At 38.1% G+C, this 20,036-nt stretch carries 18 protein-coding genes; all 18 read left to right on the top strand.

All coding sequences use genetic code 11. The features are described from left to right. Nucleotides 1–133: 133 nt before the first annotated feature. The 18 genes from PESP_RS12670 to PESP_RS12585 all read left to right on the top strand — a co-directional run bounded on the left by PESP_RS12670 (nucleotide 134) and on the right by PESP_RS12585 (nucleotide 20,029). Nucleotides 134–877 (top strand): flagellar basal body rod protein FlgF, encoded by a 744-nt coding sequence (locus PESP_RS12670; protein ID WP_089348338.1) that lies wholly within the window; start codon nucleotides 134–136, stop codon nucleotides 875–877. A 21-nt stretch (nucleotides 878–898) separates the two neighbouring features. Then, nucleotides 899–1,687 carry a flagellar basal-body rod protein FlgG gene (gene flgG, locus PESP_RS12665; RefSeq protein ID WP_089348337.1) on the top strand — a complete coding sequence of 263 codons (789 nt, stop codon included), beginning with the start codon at nucleotides 899–901 and terminating at the stop codon, nucleotides 1,685–1,687. Nucleotides 1,688–1,707: 20 nt separating this feature from the next. Further along, a complete protein-coding gene (flgH, locus tag PESP_RS12660; protein WP_089348336.1) occupies nucleotides 1,708–2,391 on the top strand; it encodes a flagellar basal body L-ring protein FlgH in 684 nt (227 codons plus the stop codon). An 11-nt stretch (nucleotides 2,392–2,402) separates the two neighbouring features. Next, a complete protein-coding gene (locus PESP_RS12655) occupies nucleotides 2,403–3,497 on the top strand; it encodes a flagellar basal body P-ring protein FlgI (RefSeq protein ID WP_089348335.1) in 1,095 nt (364 codons plus the stop codon). A gap of 124 nt (nucleotides 3,498–3,621) precedes the next feature. Continuing rightward, complete coding sequence (gene flgJ / locus PESP_RS12650; protein WP_089348334.1) at nucleotides 3,622–4,632, top strand: flagellar assembly peptidoglycan hydrolase FlgJ; 1,011 nt, start codon at nucleotides 3,622–3,624, stop codon at nucleotides 4,630–4,632. Nucleotide 4,633: 1 nt separating this feature from the next. Then, the gene (flgK, locus tag PESP_RS12645; protein WP_089348333.1) at nucleotides 4,634–6,679 is read left to right on the top strand and encodes a flagellar hook-associated protein FlgK; all 2,046 of its coding nucleotides are present in this window, start codon (nucleotides 4,634–4,636) and stop codon (nucleotides 6,677–6,679) included. A 2-nt stretch (nucleotides 6,680–6,681) separates the two neighbouring features. Then, nucleotides 6,682–7,902, top strand: coding sequence for a flagellar hook-associated protein FlgL (flgL, locus tag PESP_RS12640; protein ID WP_089348332.1), 1,221 nt, complete (start codon nucleotides 6,682–6,684; stop codon nucleotides 7,900–7,902). A gap of 350 nt (nucleotides 7,903–8,252) precedes the next feature. Next, entirely contained in the window at nucleotides 8,253–9,218 is a 966-nt protein-coding gene (locus PESP_RS12635) for a flagellin N-terminal helical domain-containing protein (protein ID WP_089348331.1), read from the top strand. 401 nt (nucleotides 9,219–9,619) lie between these two features. Further along, the gene (locus tag PESP_RS12630) at nucleotides 9,620–10,588 is read left to right on the top strand and encodes a flagellin N-terminal helical domain-containing protein (RefSeq protein ID WP_089348330.1); all 969 of its coding nucleotides are present in this window, start codon (nucleotides 9,620–9,622) and stop codon (nucleotides 10,586–10,588) included. A gap of 153 nt (nucleotides 10,589–10,741) precedes the next feature. Continuing rightward, nucleotides 10,742–11,707 (top strand): flagellin N-terminal helical domain-containing protein, encoded by a 966-nt coding sequence (locus PESP_RS12625; protein ID WP_089348329.1) that lies wholly within the window; start codon nucleotides 10,742–10,744, stop codon nucleotides 11,705–11,707. A gap of 86 nt (nucleotides 11,708–11,793) precedes the next feature. Then, nucleotides 11,794–12,213, top strand: coding sequence for a flagellar protein FlaG (locus PESP_RS12620; RefSeq protein WP_089348328.1), 420 nt, complete (start codon nucleotides 11,794–11,796; stop codon nucleotides 12,211–12,213). 27 nt (nucleotides 12,214–12,240) lie between these two features. Next, on the top strand, nucleotides 12,241–13,641 hold the full coding sequence (gene fliD, locus PESP_RS12615) for a flagellar filament capping protein FliD (protein ID WP_089348327.1): 1,401 nt from the start codon (nucleotides 12,241–12,243) through the stop codon (nucleotides 13,639–13,641). A gap of 42 nt (nucleotides 13,642–13,683) precedes the next feature. Then, complete coding sequence (fliS, locus tag PESP_RS12610) at nucleotides 13,684–14,106, top strand: flagellar export chaperone FliS (RefSeq protein WP_002959405.1); 423 nt, start codon at nucleotides 13,684–13,686, stop codon at nucleotides 14,104–14,106. Then, nucleotides 14,096–14,392: a hypothetical protein gene (locus tag PESP_RS12605; protein WP_089348326.1), complete on the top strand. Its 297-nt coding sequence runs from the start codon at nucleotides 14,096–14,098 to the stop codon at nucleotides 14,390–14,392. The genes fliS and PESP_RS12605 overlap by 11 nt, the downstream gene beginning before the upstream one ends. Nucleotides 14,393–14,399: 7 nt before the next feature. After that, on the top strand, nucleotides 14,400–16,496 hold the full coding sequence (locus PESP_RS12600; RefSeq protein WP_089348325.1) for a motility associated factor glycosyltransferase family protein: 2,097 nt from the start codon (nucleotides 14,400–14,402) through the stop codon (nucleotides 16,494–16,496). A 167-nt stretch (nucleotides 16,497–16,663) separates the two neighbouring features. Beyond that, entirely contained in the window at nucleotides 16,664–17,632 is a 969-nt protein-coding gene (locus PESP_RS12595; protein WP_089349169.1) for a glycosyltransferase family 2 protein, read from the top strand. Continuing rightward, nucleotides 17,625–18,821, top strand: coding sequence for a UDP-galactopyranose mutase (glf, locus tag PESP_RS12590; RefSeq protein WP_089348324.1), 1,197 nt, complete (start codon nucleotides 17,625–17,627; stop codon nucleotides 18,819–18,821). Before PESP_RS12595 ends, glf begins: the two co-directional genes overlap by 8 nt. Beyond that, nucleotides 18,821–20,029, top strand: coding sequence for a capsular polysaccharide export protein, LipB/KpsS family (locus PESP_RS12585; RefSeq protein ID WP_089348323.1), 1,209 nt, complete (start codon nucleotides 18,821–18,823; stop codon nucleotides 20,027–20,029). The genes glf and PESP_RS12585 overlap by 1 nt, the downstream gene beginning before the upstream one ends. The last annotated feature ends 7 nt before the right edge of the window (nucleotides 20,030–20,036 follow it).

Here is a 20,036-nt window from a genome sequence, read left to right as displayed (position 1 = left end):
GCCTTTTTTATGCCTATGCCGCTATTTTTATCGTAGCTGAGTCCTTTCAATATTCTTCATAAATTGCGTCAAATTTAATCTGGCATCTATTTTGCATTTGTTAGTCTAGAGATTTTTTATGTGAGTCGATGTTATGGACAAAATGGTCTACATTGCGGCCTCTGGCGCTAAGCAAAGCCTGCAGGGGCTAGCCCTTAAAGCCAATAATTTGGCAAACGCAAACACCACTGGTTTTAAAGCCGACTTTGCACAAGCGCGTTCAATGCAAGCGTTTGGCGAAGGGTTGCCAACGCGTGTGTTTTCAATGCAAGAGCGCCCAGGTTCAAATATGACATCTGGCGGCATTATCGAAACTGGTCGTGATTTAGATATTGCAATGAGCGATAACGCATGGCTTGCCGTTCAGGATGACTCAGGTAACGAAGCATATACAAAAGTAGGCACGCTCAACATTACTGCGCAAGGTATGTTGGTAACAAGTCATGGTCGTCAAGTAATTGGCGAAGGTGGACCTGTTATTTTACCAGTCCCTATTGAAAAAATAGGCTTTAGTGAAGATGGCGCCATACAAGTTCGCCCGCAAGGCGCACCAGCAAATTTTTTAGAGGAAGTAGACACGCTGCGCGTTGTTGAAGGTAATAGCAGGCAGCTCGAAAAAGGCAACGATGGTCTATTTAGGCCTGTACCAGGGCAAACCGTCGATACCTCAGCAAATGTAAAAGTTTTAAGTGGTGCACTGGAGATGTCTAACGTTAATCCAGTTCACGAAATGGTCGATATGATCAACCACCAACGTCAATTTGAGTTACAAGTAAAACTAATGAAAACAGCTGAAGAGATTGACGAACGTCAAGATCAGTTGATGCGCATAGTTTAACTTTAAAATGAGGGCATAATTATGAATCCTGCATTGTGGATAAGTAAAACAGGGCTAGACGCTCAACAAACTGATATTTCAGTTATTTCAAATAACTTGGCGAATGCCAGCACAGTAGGTTACAAAAAAAGCCGCGCTATTTTTGAAGACTTACTGTACCAAAATATTAACCAACCTGGTGGCCGTTCATCACAAGATACTGAGATGCCGTCGGGTTTAATGCTAGGTGCCGGTGCAAAAGTCGTTGCCAACCAAAAAGAGTTTACACAAGGTAATATGCTTACCACCGAAAACTCATTAGATTGGATGATCTCCGGCGAAGGTTTTTTTGAAGTATTACAACCTGACGGCAATATTGCCTACTCCCGAAACGGGCAATTTACCACCGATGAAGACGGCCGCATTGTCACCTCTGGTGCTGGTTTTGTTGTGCAACCAGAAATGAACGTACCAGATGATGCGCAGTCAATCACTGTTTCTCAAGATGGTGAAGTGTCGGTGCGTGTAGCAGGGCAAGCCGACAACGTGGTAATTGGTCAGCTTACAATTAGTGACTTTATCAATCCATCGGGTCTTGAGCCAATTGGACAAAATCTTTACACCGAAACCGCTGTTAGTGGTGCGCCGGTACAAGGTAATCCAGGAGTTGAAGGCTTGGGCACAATTATTCAGGGGTCGCTTGAAACATCAAACGTAAATGTGACCGAAGAGCTGGTAAACCTAATAGAAACACAGCGTGTTTACGAGATGAACTCAAAAGTAATTTCAGCCGTTGATGAAATGATGAGTTACATCAATCAGCAGTTATAACCGAATACAAGGGGATATTTATGCGTAATATTATTTTATTTGCAGCAGGCACCTTATTTTTAAGTGGTTGTGTGTCTACTCAAAATAGTGAGGTGGTTCAAGACGATCCTTATTACGCACCTATGTACCCAGAGCCTGTAGCAGAGCCTGTTGTTGCAACAGGGTCACTGTTTAACACTAATACATTTAATGATTTGTATTCAGATAAAAAAGCACTCAGAACCGGCGATATAATTACCGTTAAGCTTGAAGAGTCAACTCAAGCTACAAAAGCCGCTAAAACCGAAACCGACAAAGAAACTGACGCTAGTCTCGACCCCGTTATTGGCTTAGGCGGTTTACCTGTAAATATTGGTGGCGATAGCATTCAATTTGGTATTGGTAGTGATTCATCGTTTACGGGTGATTCTAAATCTAATCAATCAAATAGTTTAGTGGGTGATATTTCGGTAAACGTTATGCGTGTTTTACCAAACGGTAACTTAGTTATACGCGGTGAAAAATGGCTCACACTTAATACCGGTGAAGAATTTATTAGGCTTGAAGGCTTAGTGCGCCCACAAGATGTAAGTGCAGACAACACGGTAGAATCAAACCGAATAGCAAATGCCCGAATTCAATATTCTGGTAAAGGGCAAACACAAGAAGCACAAAGCCCAGGTTGGTTAACGCGCTTCTTTAGTAGCTCATTATTTCCGTTTTAGAGGACAGTAGTATGAATAGCATTAAAGCAATTATTTTGATCATACTGCTAGGCTGGCAATTTTCTGCCAGTGCAGAGCGTATTAAAGATGTATCTATGGTTGAAGGCGTACGTGCTAACCAACTCGTAGGGTATGGGTTAGTCGTGGGCTTACCTGGCACAGGAGAGCAAAACTCATATACGCAACAAAGCTTTAGAGGCATGTTAAACAGCTTTGGTATTACGTTACCTTCAACACAAAGCCCTAAAATTAAAAATGTAGCCGCTGTTGCGGTACATGCAGAGCTACCACCTTTTAGAAAACCTGGTCAAACAATCGATATTACGGTTTCTTCAATTGGTAGCGCAGGCAGTTTACGTGGTGGTACATTGTTGCAAACCTTCTTAAAAGGGGTTGATGGTAACGTGTACGCAATTGCACAAGGTAGCTTAATTGTAGGTGGCTTAGGCGCCCAAGGACTTGATGGCAGTAAAGTGGTTATTAATACACCTACGGTAGGGCGTGTACCAAATGGCGCAACCGTAGAGCGAGAAGTTAAGAGCCCTTTTATGCAGGGTGACTACATTACGTTTAACTTAAACCGCCCAGACTTTACAACCGCCAAGCGGTTAGAAAAAACCATTAACGATTTAGTTGGCCCAAGTAGTGCACAAGCTATTGACGCCGCATCGGTACGTGTTATTGCACCGCGTGATGCATCACAAAGAGTGTCTTATTTATCGACCCTAGAAAACCTAGAATTTAAACCTGCTGACACCTCTGCCAAAATTATTGTTAATTCGCGAACAGGGACCATTGTTATTGGTAAAAACGTAAAGTTACAACCTGCGGCAATCACTCATGGTGGGCTAACAGTTACTATTGCAGAGCAATTAAATGTATCTCAACCAAACCCATTAGCTGAGGGTGATACTGTGGTAACTCAGCAAAGCATTATAGATGTAAACCAAGATGACTCTCGTGCGTTTGTTTTTAACCCGGGCGTTAGTCTTGATGATTTGGTTAGGGCCATTAATGAAGTAGGCGCAGCACCTGGTGATTTAATGGCTATTCTAGAAGCCCTTAAAGAGGCTGGCGCTATTAACGGGCAGCTCGTAGTTATCTAAAATTATTAAAAGCTCGGTATTACAGTAATGTAGCCGAGCTTTTTAATAAAACCCTCCTTTAAAATACCTTTGGCTTAGTTTTTGCATTTCATCAAGTATTATTCATTGTTGTGTCAAAAAGCTGATGGAAACAAATCACCTCGATAAGCAAAACTTTTTTGATTTAAGTAATCTAAATACTTTACGTCAAGACGCTTTAAATAGCGGTGATGCATCTACTGATGCCTCAAAAGCGGCGCTTAAAAAAGCAGCGGCACAATTTGAAGCAATTTTTACGCAAATGCTGCTAAAAGGGATGCGAAAAGCCAACGAAGCCTTTGAAGACGAAGACAGCCCATTTAATTCAAGTGGTGTAAAGTTTTTTGAAGAAATGCACGACCAGCAACTTTCTTCTGAGCTTTCTTCAAATGGGTCTTTAGGGTTGGCTGATTTAATTGTTCAGCAGCTCTCACCAGAGGCAGAAAACTTTATGCCAGGTTCGGTACTTAGAACCACGAGCGATTTTATCAGTGATAAACGCGCAGGCTCAGAGCTCCCTTACGAAAAAGCATCAAGTGCTACTGTAGTTAATACAGACGAATCAAAAGTAAGTACTGTTGTATCAAATAATAAAGCCCCTACAGAGCAAGCACCTGCATTTAACAGTGCCGAAGAATTTGTAAGCACAGTGTGGGAGCATGCTAAAACAGCGGCCGAAAAAATAGGTTTAAACCCTGCCGTTATGGTTGCCCAAGCAGCACTTGAGACTGGCTGGGGCAAGCACATTATTAGTAAAAGTGATGGCGGCAGTTCAAATAACTTATTTAATATTAAATCTGATAAAAGCTGGGATGGTGATAAAGCCAGTAAAGTAACGCTTGAATTTGAACAAGGTACGCCTGTTAAAAAGCAAGCAAGCTTTAGAGCTTACGATTCAATTAAAGAAAGCGTAAACGACTTTGTTGACTTTTTAATGCAAAACCCACGCTACGAAGAGGCCCTTCAAAATACCGCAAAGCCGCATGAGTTTTTAGACTCATTACAAAAAGCAGGCTACGCAACCGATCCTAATTACGCGAGTAAAATAAAAAAAGTGCTAAATAGCAGTGAGCTTAAAAATATTGCAACAAGCGCGTTTGCCCAAGGAGTGAAGTAATATGTCGTTTAGTTTATTAAATATTGCCAGTGCTGGGGTACGTTCAAGCTCTGAGCTTTTACAAACGACCAGTAAAAACATCACCAATGTAAATACAGAGGGCTACGTACGTGAGCGAACTGAATTTACCACTATGGTTGATAATCAAGTAGGGCGGGGCGAAACATATAGGCTTTTGAACGAGTTTGCCCAATCGCAATTAAATCGCGACACCTCTAATAAATCATTTTTTGATCAGTTTGTTACAGAGGCAAATCGAGTAGATACCATTTTTTCTGAAGAGTCTAATAATTTATCAACCGGTATCAATTCGCTTTTTAACAACGTACAAGAGGCTTTAAATCAGCCTTCTTCATCGGTTGCTCGCTCATTAGTAATGACCGATGCGCAAAGCCTAGTTGATCAAATGGATAGGCTTTCAGGGATTGTGCTTGAACAGCAAAGCATAGTGAACGAACAACTTGAGATTTTTTCTGAAGAAGCCAATTCGCTCATACAAAACATTAATACGCTAAACCAAGAAATAGCCGTTGTTAACGGAACAAACAACGCATCAGACGCAAGCTCTATTTACAATCAGCGAGATTTAGCAATTCGTGAACTATCAGAGCTCGTTGATATAGAAACTCTTGATGGCCCTAATGGCGAAAAGCTTGTTTTTATGGGCACTGGCGAGTCGTTAGTTATGGAAAATGGGACCTTTAACTTGTTTTCACTGTCGGGCGATCCCGATCCTAATTTTAAAGAACTCACACTTGATGTGAATGGCGGCAAAGCTGTGCCGCTTGAAATAGATGCGAGCAAACTTAAAGGCAAAATTGGCGGCTTATTGGCGTTTAGAGACGACATGCTTGTACCGGCACAAAATCAAATAGGCCAAATGGGGTTAGCAATTGCCGATGCGTTTAACGAGCAAAATAAACTCGGTATGGATGCTAATGGCGAGCTAGGCGGTGATATATTTAATATACCTACCGTGGGTGGTTATGCGTACCAAGCTAATACCGGCGGTGCCAGTTTAACAGCCACTCTTGAGGCCGGTAAAGGCAGTGAGCTACCCGCTAGTGACTTTATTGTAAAGTACAGTGACACGAATGAAGTTGAAATTTACCCCATTGATAATAAAGGTGAGAAGATTAAAGATGCCAGCGGCAACGAAATTTTTACTACTGCAGCTGTTGATACAGCAACAGGTAAAGTCAATTTAAAAGACAACAGTCCGGCAAATGATGGTTTAGATTTGTTTGGATTAGAAATTACGCTCGATATTGCTAAGCTACCTAGTGTTGATGATCGATTTATGGTCAAACTTAACTCTCAAGCATCAACAAGCTTGAAGCTTGCAACAGGGCGCGCAGAAGACTTAGCACTGGCATCGCCTATTCGTACAGCAAATAGTATAAATAATACAGGTACTGCTACTATTTCAGCGGGAGAAGTAACAAGTGTAACATCGGGTGGTTTTAGCACAGCTCCTGGTTTGACCAATGGCAGTATTACCCTAGTTAAAACAGGCACTGCAAACGAATATCAAATTTCAGATGAGAATAACGCGGCAACAACAATTATTATTCCACCGCCAGGTAATAATGTTATATCTCAAGCAGGAACGCCATACAGCGATTATGGTTTTGATTTTGATATAGAAGGTACACCAGCAACAGGCGACACTTTTACTCTTGAATTTAATAAAGGCGGCTTTGATGATAACCGTAATGGTTTAAAGCTAGCTGATTTACAAAATGGCGAATTAGTTCGTAAAAATGTAGTAACTACATCCACTGCCGACAATCACGACACATTTAATCAAGCCTATTCAGGCTTAGTGAGTGATATTGGCGTAGTAACCGGCCAAGCCATTACCAGTGCAAGTGCATTTGATGCGCTTGCTCAGCAATCAGAAGCGTGGTATGAGTCGCTCTCGGGTGTAAACCTAGATGAAGAGGCTGCCAACTTACTGCGTTTTCAGCAATCATATTCAGCATCAGCTCAAGTGTTAGCTGCTGCTCAAGAAGTTTTTAACACCTTATTAAGTGCGGCGAGGTAATTATGCGTTTATCAAATAACTTAATGTATCAAAACAATATTAATAAAATACTTCAAAACCAACAAGGAGTTAATAAAGCACAAGAACAAGTAAATACACAGAAGCGGATCCTAACAGCGTCTGACGATCCATCAGCTATGTCTCAAGCATCACTTTATTCTGATAAAATACAAATAAATGAGCAGTATGAAAAAAACATAACCATGCTTTCTAGTCGCTTAACTAATGAAGAAACCGTACTTGATAATATAAAAAGCTCATTAGAGAGAGCGCATACATTAACTATCCAAGCTGGTAATGGAGCTTATTCCGATGTTGACCGTGAAGGAATCGCAGAAGAACTAAAGTCGATACAATCGACAGTACTCGATTTAATGAATGCTAAAACAGAAGATGGTAAATATCTTTTTTCTGGATATCAAGATAATACACCTGCTTATAGTTATAACAGCGCGCATCAGAAGTATGAATATGGTGGAGATCAAGGACTGCACAAAATAAAAATAGCCGAAGGTATCGATATAAAATCAAGTGATAATGGATTTGATGTTTTTGAAAAAGTACAAGCTAGGTTAAATGTAAGCTCAAATGATGGTGTAGTATCAGGTGGAGTACTCGACTCTAAAGTTTACGTTAAAGAGCAAGGACAGTTTGAGAGCTTTCATAGTGCTGAATATGATCCTTCAGGCGCTAATAATACCTACAATGTGATAACAACAGCAGGGTCCCCTGCAACTTATACAGTTGAGCAAGGAGGGAATGTTTTAGCCAGTGGTAATCTATCTGATGGACTTATTAAATTTAACGGGCTCGAAATAAGTATTTCACCTGTCGCTACGGGGCAAGTGGATTTCACTCTAGGGGCACCTCAAAAAGAGAATGTACTCAATACTATGAGCAATTTAATTGCGGGTTTAACAGATACAAGCCTAGATCAAGATGCTTTTGAGCAAGTCATTGCTGATGGTTTAGTGCAATTAGATAATGGGAAAAACAAAGTATCGTTAACGCAAGCTGGCCTAGGTGGGCGAATTAATGCTGCAGATAAAATTTCACAGTCAAATGCAGATTTGGATATAAGCAATAAAGCTGCACGTGCTGATTTAGTCGAACTAGATATGGCTGAAGCCATTACAGAGCTAACAAAGCAAGAAACGGCCTTACAGGCATCACAGGCAACTTTTGGCCGACTGGCTAATCTTTCCTTATTTGATTACTTATAAATAACCCCAGAGTAAGGCAAAGCCTTGCCTAACTCTGCTTACACTTACCTTTTTCATGCCTATCTCACTGATTTATATAAGCTTGTTCTAAAAGTTAATAATGATTTACGTGTTAACAAGTAGCTCATTAGCTTTTATATTTTGTGAAAAAAAAACAATAGCTTTTTAAATTTAAGAGTCTTATTTTCAATGGCTTAGCTAAATTTAGTTGTTTTTTTTAAAAAAAAGCTAAAGGATTTTTGGGTTAGACCGATAACTTAATTAACCAGCAAAGCGTTGTAAATAACAGCCACTGCTTAATTTAAGTAAGTTTGAGAGTAAATGATAAGTTTACTTCGGGAGAGATAATCATGGCTTTATATGTAAATACAAATGTTAGTTCATTAAACGCACAAAGACAATTAATGAATTCAGGTAATTCACTAGATACATCATTCCAACGTTTATCGTCAGGTTTTCGTATTAATAGTGCGAAAGATGACGCAGCGGGTCTACAAATTTCAGACCGTTTAACGTCACAAATTAATGGCCTTGATCAAGGTAACCGTAACGCTAATGATGGTATTTCATTAGCTCAAACGGCTGAGGGCGCACTTGATGAAGTAACATCAATGTTCCAACGTATGCGTACACTTGCTCAACAAGCATCAAATGGTTCTAATACGGATGAAGATCGCCTAGCAATTCAAGAAGAAATGCGTTCACTATCGGCTGAAGTAAACCGTGTTGCGGGTGATACGACTTTCGGTGGTCAAAATTTGCTTGATGGAACTTACGATGCGAAATTCCAAGTAGGTGCTGATGCGGTACAAACAATTGACTTCAGCATGCAAACAGTGGGAGCAACCACTAATTCTTTAGAAGCTAATGGTGGTTTTACGTTATCAGGTATTGCTGGTGTTGCTGCGGGTGTAACAGGGAATACACTAGCAGAGCTTGCTGAAGGTATTAGTGCTATTGACGGCACAACGACAGCTGCATCGTTAGATTTTGCTACTACGTTTACTGCGGGTGAGATCAGTGTTTCAACACAGGTTAATGCACAAGCTGTGCTAGCAGGCATGGATTCTTTGATAGCTGTAGTTGATAAGAAACGCGCAGAGCTAGGTGCGGTACAAAATCGTTTTCAATCTACCATACGTAACCAATCGAATATCTCAGAGAACTTAAGTGCTGCGCAATCTCGTATTAAAGACACCGACTTTGCTCAAGAAACGGCTAACTTAACTAAGATGCAGATTTTACAACAGGCAAGCCAAACAATTCTTAGCCAGGCAAATCAGCGTCCACAGGCTGCACTAAGTCTTTTAGGTTAATCTTTAGGAAGAGTCAATTTATTGACTGATAATGAAAGCGCCTTTGTCTAATGGGGTATTAACAAAGGCGCTGAAACGGATTGATAAAGCGGAGTAGCTTAAAAATCCTATAATGCTCTAACATTTGTAAGAACATATATTTCAAAGCATTAACTGTGCCAACAGTTAATGCTTTGAAACCCACTCTCAAACTTATCTTTCGAAGGCTCCTTTTAGGGGCCTTTTCTCGTTTTAGAAAATATTGGCCCAAAGATTGCTGGTTAGGTAATAAGTTTTTTATTACTTGCAAAGTGGCAGTTTTTTGCCCCGGACAACTTAGTTTGCCGCTGTAACGAGTCACTTTGTCAAACACCCATGTTTATAACATGGTTTTAATTTGACAGATAAAAAGAGAGTTTATTATGGCTTTATACGTAAATACTAATGTGAGTGCACTTAATGCACAACGTCAGCTAACAAACACTGGTAATGATTTAGATACTTCCTTTAAGCGCTTATCATCAGGGTTACGTATTAATAGTGCAGCAGACGACGCTGCAGGTTTACAAATATCAGATCGACTCCAGTCACAAATATTGGGCCTAGATCAAGGTAATCGAAACGCAAATGATGGTATTTCACTGGCACAAACAGCGGAGGGGGCGCTTGATGAAATTACGTCTAGCTTTCAACGTATTAGAACGCTGTCACAGCAAGCTGCAAATGGCTCTAACACAGATGAGGATCGCTTAGCCATTCAAGAAGAAATTCGTCAGTTATCAGCAGAAGTTAACCGGATTGCTTCTGATACAACATTCGGTGGTCAAAATTTACTAGATGGTAGCTATTCAGCAAGTTTCCAAGTCGGTGCAGATGCAGTGCAAGTCATTGGTTTCAGTATGCAATCAGTGGGTTTAACAACAAACTCAATAGCAGCTAATGGAGGTTTTACTATTTCTGGTATAGCTGGTATCGCAGCTGCTGTAGCGGGGAATACGCTAGAAGAGCTTGCCGCAGGTATTAGTTCTGTCGACAGTTCAGTTACTGCTGCTTCTTTGGATTTTTCAACAACATTTACGGCTTCTGGTATCAGTGTGTCAACTCAAGCAAATGCACAAGCTGTTCTTGCTGGTATGGACTCATTAATCGCAGTGGTAGATAAAAAGCGTGCAGAGCTCGGTGCAGTACAAAATCGTTTTCAATCAACAATTCGTAACCAAGCAAATATTTCAGAGAATTTATCAGCAGCGAAATCACGTATTAAAGATGCTGATTTTGCAGCGGAGACAGCTAACTTAACGAAAAACCAAATATTACAACAAGCGAGCCAAACGATCTTAGGGCAAGCAAATCAACGGCCACAAGCAGCATTGAGTTTACTACAAGGTTAAAAACTAAAAGTTTTACAAATAAAACTAAAGCTTTCACTTTATCGGGCGATAACAGACTTAGAGAACTACAAATCTAGGACTCTAAGTCAGGTAGTATGGCAGGGTAGGGGTATCCCGCCGTATTACTATTAAAATGATAAAGCGGAGGCTAATATGGCTTTATATGTAAATACCAATGTGAGTTCATTGAACGCACAAAGACAGCTAAGCAAATCGAGTAATTCACTCGATACTTCATTCCAACGCCTATCATCAGGTTTTCGTATTAATAGTGCGAAAGATGATGCAGCAGGTATGCAAATCGCAAACCGTTTAACCAGCCAAGTTAATGGCTTGAATCAGGGTAACCGAAATGCAAACGATGGCATTTCATTAGCGCAAACTGCTGAAGGCGCTCTTGATGAAGTAACATCAATGTTTCAACGTATTCGTACTCTTGCTCAACAAGCTTCAAATGGTTCTAATACGGATGAAGATCGATTAGCGGTTCAAGAAGAAATTCGTTCGTTATCTGAAGAAGTTAATCGAGTTGCTGCGGATACAACCTTTGGTGGTCAAAATCTATTAGACGGTACCTATGATGCTAAGTTTCAAGTAGGTGCTGATGCAGTACAAACAATTAACTTCAGCATGCAAACAGTTGGTGCAACTACGAATTCTGTAGAAGCGAATGGTGGTTTTACGTTATCAGGTATTGCAGGTATAGCTGCGGGCGTTACTGGTAATACGCTAGCAGAATTAGCTGAAGGTATCAGTGCTATCGATGGTACAACGACAGCCGCGTCGTTAGATTTTGCCACTACGTTTACAGCCGGTGATATCAGTGTATCAACTCAAGCTAAAGCTCAAGCTGTATTAGCTGGCATGGATTCGTTGATAGCAGTAGTTGATAAAAAACGTGCGGAGTTGGGTGCAATTCAAAACCGCTTCCAATCAACGATCCGTAATCAATCGAATATCTCTGAAAACTTATCAGCAGCTCGTTCACGTATTCAGGATACTGATTTTGCTCAAGAAACTGCAAACTTAACGAAGATGCAAATCTTGCAACAGGCGAGTCAGTCAATCTTGAGTCAAGCGAATCAACGTCCTCAAGTTGCGTTATCATTACTAGGGTAATTTAGTAATGTTTTATAAGCCACTAAGCGAAGCAGGAAATTTTCTCATAGTGGCTTATACTCAAGCTTATAACCAAGGGGATTGTGATGATTGATTTTAATTCTACGCAAAAGGCTAATGATGGCATTACTTCTTCTAGTGCACCCGGCCAAGTAAAAGCTCTAATAGAAGAAGATAAACGGAATAAAGGCACGGAAATTGCAGGTAAGGAGGCGATAGATGTCGATAAGACTAGAAAAGAAGAGCAGCAGGATAAAAAAGATTTAATTGCTGAAGTTAAAGAGAACTTAGAAAAACTCAGTGACTTTATTCCAGTTACTGCAACAAATTTGATATTTGAATTTGATGAGTTGGGTGATCCGCCAATTATTAAAGTACTAGATAAACAAAGTAATGAAGTAATACGTGAGATCCCTACTAAAGAGTTTCGTGAAGTAGCTAAAGCTTTAGATGAATTTGCCGATAAACTTACCAATAAAGGTTTATTGTTTAATAAAACGGCTTAAAGTATTTAATATACTAGGAGTATTGTTATGCCACTTATTACATCTGCAGGTATAGGTTCTGGTTTAGATTTAGAAAGTATTATTTCGGCGTCAGTTGCTGCAGAAAATACCCCTAAAATGAATGCTTTTGCCACAAAAGAAGAGTCGCTAAATGTTGAATTATCGTCTTTGGGTGAAGTAAAATCAGCCATGTCAAAACTTCAAGAAACAATTGAGAAGTTAGCAGACCCAGACAACTTTGATAAGCGAATTGCGAATATCACTCAACCCTCTGGTGATAACGGTGACCTGATCTCTGTAACTCCGACATCAAAAATAACACCAGGAAACTTCAATGTCGAAGTAGTTGCTTTGGCTCAAGGAAGTCGAGCAGTTTCTAATGACAGTTTATTTTCTTCTACAGATGATGTGGTTTCGGCTTCAGGTGGTACATTATCCTTTGCAGCAGGAGATGAAAGCTTTGACTTGACCCTAGATGCAGGAGCAACACTTGCTGATTTACGAGATGCAATTAATGATTCTGATGATAACTTTGGTGTTACAGCTAATATTATTAATACAGGTACTGAAGCAAAGCTTGTACTTACCTCAAACGTAAGTGGCGCAGGGAACGATTTAGTTATCACTAATGATAACGCTGAACTCGATAATATTTCCACAGTTGCAAATGGCGGCGGAGCTGGCGGAATCGTAATTGCAACAGGTGATGAAGCAACCAGTGCAGTTATCAAAGTCGATGGTTTATCTATTACAAATGATACGAATACATTTAAAGATGCAGTTCAGGACATGACAATTGTTGCTAAACGCAAAAGTGCGGATAATGAAACAGCAAAACTGTCAGTTGAATACGATAAAAGTAGTGTCACTACACTCGTTGATGAGTTAGTTACAAATTACAATAACCTAATAGGGCAAATAGGTTTGCAGACCCGTGTTGATAAACCTCTCAATGGAGATTCAACGATACGTTCATTTGATGCTCAATTAGTAGGAACTCTTTCTACCGAATTAACGGATGCTGGTCCTTTTTCAAGTATTTTTGATATCGGCTTAGGTATTGATAAAGATGGATACTTGGAAAAATCATCTTTAGTTCGTAGTTTAAGTGAAGCTATGGATGAAAACTTCGATGATATTGGTAAGGCTTTTGCAGGTGAAAATGGTCTGGCAACTAAGTTTGAAGCTTTGCTGAGTAATTATGTTGATTCAGATGGGATTATGAAGCAGCGTGAAAATAGTTTAAACGAGCAATTAGATGAATTAGAAGATGATGTGATTAATCATGAGTATCGAATGGAATCACTTGAAGCTCGTTTACGTGAGCAGTATGCGGGCTTAGATGTACTGCTAGCTCAAATGCAATCAACACAAAGCTATTTAAGTGCACAATTATCAAGTTTGCCAGGATTTACTAAATCCTCTTAACTACCTTTTTTAATTATATTTAACACGCAAAATAGGTGACTCATGTATAACGCGAGAGTAAAAAATTATCAAAAAGAAGCCCTCAAAACACGTGTGGCAGGGGCTGATCGCTATGAAATTATTCAAATGTTGATGGCGGGAGCTATTGAAAAAATGGTACTTGCAAAAGTGGCGATTGATAAAAAACATCTAGAGGCCAAAAGTGAACATCTATCAAAGGCATCTGCAATTCTTGCTGCATTACGTGATTGTTTAGATTTTGAAGTTGGTGGTGAAGTAACCGAAAACTTATTTTCACTATATTCTTACATGATTGAGCGCTTAATTGATGCTAGTATTCACAATGATGTGAAAATTGTAGATGAAGTATCTAATCTGTTGAAAGAAATCAAATCAGCGTGGGATGCCATTCCTGCCGAAGTACGCAACCAAACATTTGCTGAAAACAGTGCTCATGCAAGCTAAGCTAGAGCAATTAGAAGGCCAATTAAATTTATTAAAGCGACAAGTAACTGAACAGAAAATAGAAAAGTCAACGGCTCAGCTTGAGCTTTTTCTTAATTCATTAAAAGATGTATTTAGTCAGCCTCATAAACTTAATCAGCTAGAGCAAGTGCGATTACAAGAGATGAACCAACAACTTATTACACTGTGTCAACAGCTTCAAGGCGCAAAAGACTCAAGTAAAAGTAACCTTTCTAATCTAATGAAAAACAAAAAGAAAGTTGGATTATATAACCAGCTTAAGTAGGCTATCAATGACTCTTCCTCCGAATTTTCAAGAGCAAATAAACGATATAGAACAAAAGCTTTCTGAGGCGCAAGCCCATGAGTTGAGAGAACAGCAATTTGCTATAGAGGCGAATGAGCGCTTTACAAAAAACTTAGCTGCATTTGAACATTATTACCCAGACGTTTTTAAAGCTCTTCAAGAGTTTCAACCTCGCGAAGATTTTTGTATTCATGTCACCAAGTCTGGACACGGCAATTTTGTGCCGCGGGATAAAGAAGCTCCTTTGTATGGGGATGACCCAATCGAGCAGGTTCGGAAGCAGGTGTCAGAAGAAATAAAGAATCCAGTTTTTACTTTGACTGAGTACACTAAGTACAACCCAAATAATACAGACTTGAGGTTGCATATTAGATATATGCAAAGCTTAGGAAAGCTTATGCACGAGATGAAGGTTGAAGGCGAGCCTGAATTATTGGAAAGTTTACCGAGTACATTTCCAACAGCATTACTATTTGGGCTTGGTTTAGGTTATCAAATTGAGTTGCTAATGGAGCATACGACGTTTGATTATATGTTCATTGTAGAGCCTGATTTTGAAGTCTTTTATGCTAGCCTTTATTGCATAGATTGGTTTTCTATTATTCAAAAAGTTGATGAAAATCGAAATTGTTTGTTTTTGCATATAGGCTCTACAGAACAAGAGCTAATAAATGATTTAAATTCAATTGTCGAAGATGTTGGTGCGTATTCTATCGTACGTAGTTTTTGTTTCCAACATTACAAGGATGAAACTTTATCAGCTTTAATGGCGAAGTTTTATTCAGATTATTTCCGCTTCCAATTTGGATTCGGTTTCTACAACGACGCAATTACTGGTTTAGCGCATTCATTTCAGTTATTGAAAAAAAATACATCATTCTTTGATGCTCAAGCAACAAAAATTGATTCATTAAAAAAAATCCCCGTGTTTATTGTAGGTAATGGACCTTCACTTGATGAAGCAGAAGAGTTTTTAAAAAACAATCATAAGAAGGCAATTATTTTTGCCTGTGGTACGGCTCTTGGCTCATTAACCAGTATGGGTATTAAAGCTGATTTTCATATATTAGTTGAACGCCCATATAGAAACTATCAAGCTGTACTTGATATGGCTAGTTTAAATGTTTTCAAAGAACTAAACTTATTGGCACTGAATACTGTATACCCTGATACAGTCGATTTGTATAAATGGGCTGGTCTTGCATTGAAAGGGAATGAGGCTGCAACTGATTTTATAAATATAATGCTAGCATTACATGGATTAGGTAGCTATATGACGGCTCCATTTTCGAATCCAAATGTTGCAAATGCAGGACTATCTTTTGCCTTATGCTTTGGCTTCAAAGATATATATCTCTTTGGTGTTGATAATGGTGTTGTAGAAACTGAGCATCATTCGAAATACAGTATCTACAATTACGAAAAAAAGACTGAGTTTAGATACTTTCCAACAAAAGTAGGTGAACATGTTCTTCCAGGTAACTTTAATAAAACAGTTAACAGTAACAGCATTTACGCTACTTCAGTGAAGCAACTCGAAGATCTTATAGAGTATAAACCAGGTGCTTCCATATACAATGTTGGTAATGGAGCTGTTATCAAAGGAGCTAATGAAACATATGTCGAAGATCTTATGGAGCTACACGGTGATTTGGAGAAAGAGAAGTACATCAATGAAATCAAGGAAAAATTTAAGTTACTGCCTATAAAAAATATTAAAGAGAGTGATGTACTTATCGATAAAGCCATAGAAGTTGGGGAAGAGCTTCTTGGGTTGGCAAAATCTGATTTTTCAACAATCGAAGAAGCTAACGAATTAATTAAAAGACAACAGAGATATCTTTACTCTTTTAGAGGAAGCATATACAGCCATATTTTTCAAATATTTAAAGGTAGTTTACTTTATTATCACTGCCCGATGGTTACTGTATTGTATAAGTACAAAAGTGAAGTTGATTGCCTAGGTGTATATGCGCAAGTTAATGAGCTTTGGAAAGCGTATTTATCCGAAATCATTGAGCATTTAAAGACTGAACCTATGGCGAAGTGTGACTGGGCTTTTTATGATCATATGAGGAAATAAATCAGTGAAAATCTGATATTATTAATATGCCTTTTGAAATGTTGATAACTTTACTATAGTAATCATAAAGATATTTTTATCTTTTAAGTCATACCTTGCTATTTTTTATCAAGTAAATTTTTTAAATTTAAAGCTTATAATGGTAAGGTTTATTGGAGAATAGCTTTTTGAAATTAAGTGTTATTATACCTGCGTATAATCTTGAAAAATATATAAGTGAGTGTTTGTTCGGAGTGCTAGAACAGGTTACTTCATTTTCATTTGAAGTTATTTGTATAGATGACTGTTCAAGTGATGGGACATGGGGACTATTAGAAAAGCATTCTAAAGAATACACAAACTTAAAAGTCATAAAAAATAGCTCAAATTTGGGGTTAGCAAAAACTCAAAAAGAGCTACTTCAACTTGTAACTGGTGAATATATAGCTTACCTAGATGGTGACGATGTTGCATTACCAGGAAAACTACAAGGATTAGTTGACTATATGGATGATAACACTTCATGTGCATTGGCATACCATGAAGCTGAGGTATTTGATTCAGATACTGGTGATACATTAGGCTTATATTCAAAAGGCTTTTACAATGCTAAATACGTGCCTCAACGTGCGACGGTAGAGCACTTCATAAAGTTTGGTTGTTTTGCAAATGCAAGCTCAATTATTTTCCGCCGGCATGGAAGCTTGTTAAATGCTATTGAAGAGAGCTGTAAAATTATCTTAGATTATCCATGGCATATATTAAACGTACTATATATCGGTGGCTCAGTAGATTTTATAGATGAAGTTTATGGGCGATATAGAATTCACAATCAAAGTTTTGGTGGTCAAACAAGAAGAAACCCAGAGAGAAGGGTTCAATCTATGAATGATCAAATCTTAGCCGTCAAAAACGCGAGGAAATTTGGAGTTGCTCAAGAAGTAATTGATAAAGGTATTGCACATCATCAGTTTGCAGCAGCGTTGTATTTTTTAAAGCTTCATGATTTTGTGTGTTTTCAAAAATATGTAGGACCAGTAGGTCAGCAAGCAATATTTTTTGATGAAAGACATATTTTTGCTTTCGCTAACAGAGAGTATCCTGAACTAGTTTTACAAAAATTATTCCCCGAACTGATGTGTGATAGTAATGTTTAGTTGGAAAGGCAGAGAGTATGATGTATTAGTTATTGGCGCTGGCTTTTCTGGTGCTGTAATGGCTGAAAGGTTCGCTTCACAAAAAGGGTTTCGTGTTTTAGTTCTTGAAAAAAGAGCTCATATTGGTGGGAATTGTTACGATAAATTAGATGGAAATGGCATTAGAATTCACCAATATGGACCACATTTATTTCATACTAGCCATGAAGATGTTTGGAGCTACTTAAATAAATTTACTGAATGGCACCCATATGAGCATCAAGTTCTAGGTTTTATTGATGGAAAATTAGCTCCCGTTCCATTTAACCTAAACTCAATAGATGCCTTCTTTCCAGAAAGTCACGCTAAAGAGCTTATTAGCCGTTTGCTAGAAAGGTATGAGTTTGGAGCAAAAGTACCAATTTTAGAGTTATTAAGGACAGATGACTTAGAATTAAAAAAACTATCTGAATTTATATATAACAAGCTATTTTTAAATTATACATGTAAACAATGGGGCTGTAATCCTGACGAAATCTCTCCAGAAGTAACAGCAAGAGTGCCTGTTGTAATTTCAAGAGATAATAGGTACTTTCACGATAAATACCAAGCAGTCCCTTCAAATGGTTATACTGGATTAGTTGAAAACCTATTGGCACATGGAAATATTAAAGTAGATAACAGTGTAGATGCTACAAACCTTCTCTCGCTAAAATTTAGTGAAAATACTATTATATTTGATGGTAAGCCCTTTAATGACCCAATTATTTATACTGGAATGTTAGATGAGCTTTTTGATTTTACTTTAGGGGAGCTTCCTTATCGCTCTCTCAAATTTAAGTTTGAACATCATAGTTGTGAAAAATTTCAACCAACTACTACCGTAAACTACCCTAATGACGAGGCGTTTACCAGAATAACTGAATTTAAGCATATAATGCCAGAAGAGCAAACGAATCTGAGCGTTGGCAGCACAATTGTCAAAGAATACCCGCAAGACTATAGCAGAGAAAATCCTAGTAAAAATATTCCTTATTACCCTATTTTTAATGACGAAAATGAGCTTTTGCATAAAAAGTATTTGAAAAAATTAAAAAAGTATAAAAATTTAACGTTAGTAGGGCGCTTAGCTCAGTACAAATATTTTAATATGGATGATGCGGTAAAGAACTCTCTAGATACATTTAGCATACTGAAGGAGAAGCTCTGATGTACTTAACATCAATTAGTATTAATGACCTTCCAGATAGCTATGTACTTGTAGGTACTGGAGGGTTTACTGAGTGTTTTTTAAAGTTATTAGAAAATACGACGTTACCTCGCCCACATGTAATTTTAGACCTCAATACACCTCATCGTCATGATAAACAGTATGGTGTTTCTGTTTTAGGTTTTGAGCAGTTTGATTCCAACCTTTCAAAAAATATAGTTTTAGGATCTGACGTTTATCAGATTCAGTTAATAGATAAATTTAATGCACACTTTAATACTCTTGTGAGTTTTATAGATGTTTCTAATGATGTTCAGGTTTTCAATAACAAAACACATTGTTTTAATCATGAGAGAAAAATTACATCTGATTATGCTTTGTTTTTTTCAGTTGGTTCTAAATTTCCTTTAACAAAGTGGCTGGGAAACTTTTATCAATGGTTAAATATTCAGGGTGTGCATTTAGTTTCAAGGCATCCAATGGAGTACGTTTCTGAAGAAGAATTAAAAAGTGCTAAGGCTATTATTCTATGGAATGGTGAAACTCCTCATTTTTTAAGTTTAAAGTCTAAAATTAGCAGCCTAGGCTTATTGGTTACATATTCAGAATGCGGTCACTTTCCTCAACATGAAAATTACTATTTTGATAAAAGAGGCGTTAACTATAACTCACAATTATTAAATGATGATTTAAGTTGGGTTGATAAGCATGATTATAAAGTTATGAAAACTGTGCGTGAACATTTTTTTAAGGGTTATAAAGGCAATAATGAAGACTATGTTTTTGTGCCATTGCAAATCGAGTCAGACTCTAACCTACAAAATTACTCTAGATTTAAATCAGGAATGCAAGAATTTATAGATTTTATAGAAAAGCTTTATCCACAAAAAAAATTGATTTTTAAAGCTCACCCAAGAGATATGTATAAAAATAAGTATCGTTTTAACCATGGAACCCTTTCTAATTTAGATACAAAGGAATTAATCGTAAACTCTTCTTTTGTACATGGAATTAACTCAGGGGTCTTATTCGAAGCAGTGCTTTTTGGAAAGAAGGTAATTGTTGAGGGCGAGTGTTTATTAAATCATAAATCTGCAACGATGGAGGATGTTGTAGCTGCTATGCTAAGCAGACAAAAAAACATAAAAGATGCTCGATTCACTGCTGAGTATTTAGATAGGTTTACAAATTTTACTGAAATACGTTGAGCTAAAA

The organism is Pseudoalteromonas espejiana DSM 9414 (genome assembly GCF_002221525.1).
Lineage (GTDB): Bacteria > Pseudomonadota > Gammaproteobacteria > Enterobacterales > Alteromonadaceae > Pseudoalteromonas > Pseudoalteromonas espejiana.
This window is presented reverse-complemented; position numbering and strand designations above follow the sequence as displayed.

Excerpts from the sequence above, each read along its gene's own strand:
- flgJ (WP_089348334.1), top strand. The coding sequence starts at position 3,622 with ATGGAAACAAATCACCTCGATAAGCAAAACTTTTTTGATTTAAGTAAT.
- PESP_RS12605 (WP_089348326.1), top strand. The coding sequence starts at position 14,096 with ATGCAAGCTAAGCTAGAGCAATTAGAAGGCCAATTAAATTTATTAAAG.
- PESP_RS12655 (WP_089348335.1), top strand. The coding sequence starts at position 2,403 with ATGAATAGCATTAAAGCAATTATTTTGATCATACTGCTAGGCTGGCAA.
- fliD (WP_089348327.1), top strand. The coding sequence starts at position 12,241 with ATGCCACTTATTACATCTGCAGGTATAGGTTCTGGTTTAGATTTAGAA.
- PESP_RS12585 (WP_089348323.1), top strand. The coding sequence starts at position 18,821 with ATGTACTTAACATCAATTAGTATTAATGACCTTCCAGATAGCTATGTA.
- glf (WP_089348324.1), top strand. The coding sequence starts at position 17,625 with ATGTTTAGTTGGAAAGGCAGAGAGTATGATGTATTAGTTATTGGCGCT.
- flgG (WP_089348337.1), top strand. The coding sequence starts at position 899 with ATGAATCCTGCATTGTGGATAAGTAAAACAGGGCTAGACGCTCAACAA.
- PESP_RS12630 (WP_089348330.1), top strand. The coding sequence starts at position 9,620 with ATGGCTTTATACGTAAATACTAATGTGAGTGCACTTAATGCACAACGT.
- PESP_RS12600 (WP_089348325.1), top strand. The coding sequence starts at position 14,400 with ATGACTCTTCCTCCGAATTTTCAAGAGCAAATAAACGATATAGAACAA.
- flgL (WP_089348332.1), top strand. The coding sequence starts at position 6,682 with ATGCGTTTATCAAATAACTTAATGTATCAAAACAATATTAATAAAATA.
- flgH (WP_089348336.1), top strand. The coding sequence starts at position 1,708 with ATGCGTAATATTATTTTATTTGCAGCAGGCACCTTATTTTTAAGTGGT.
- PESP_RS12670 (WP_089348338.1), top strand. The coding sequence starts at position 134 with ATGGACAAAATGGTCTACATTGCGGCCTCTGGCGCTAAGCAAAGCCTG.
- fliS (WP_002959405.1), top strand. The coding sequence starts at position 13,684 with ATGTATAACGCGAGAGTAAAAAATTATCAAAAAGAAGCCCTCAAAACA.
- flgK (WP_089348333.1), top strand. The coding sequence starts at position 4,634 with ATGTCGTTTAGTTTATTAAATATTGCCAGTGCTGGGGTACGTTCAAGC.
- PESP_RS12635 (WP_089348331.1), top strand. The coding sequence starts at position 8,253 with ATGGCTTTATATGTAAATACAAATGTTAGTTCATTAAACGCACAAAGA.
- PESP_RS12620 (WP_089348328.1), top strand. The coding sequence starts at position 11,794 with ATGATTGATTTTAATTCTACGCAAAAGGCTAATGATGGCATTACTTCT.
- PESP_RS12625 (WP_089348329.1), top strand. The coding sequence starts at position 10,742 with ATGGCTTTATATGTAAATACCAATGTGAGTTCATTGAACGCACAAAGA.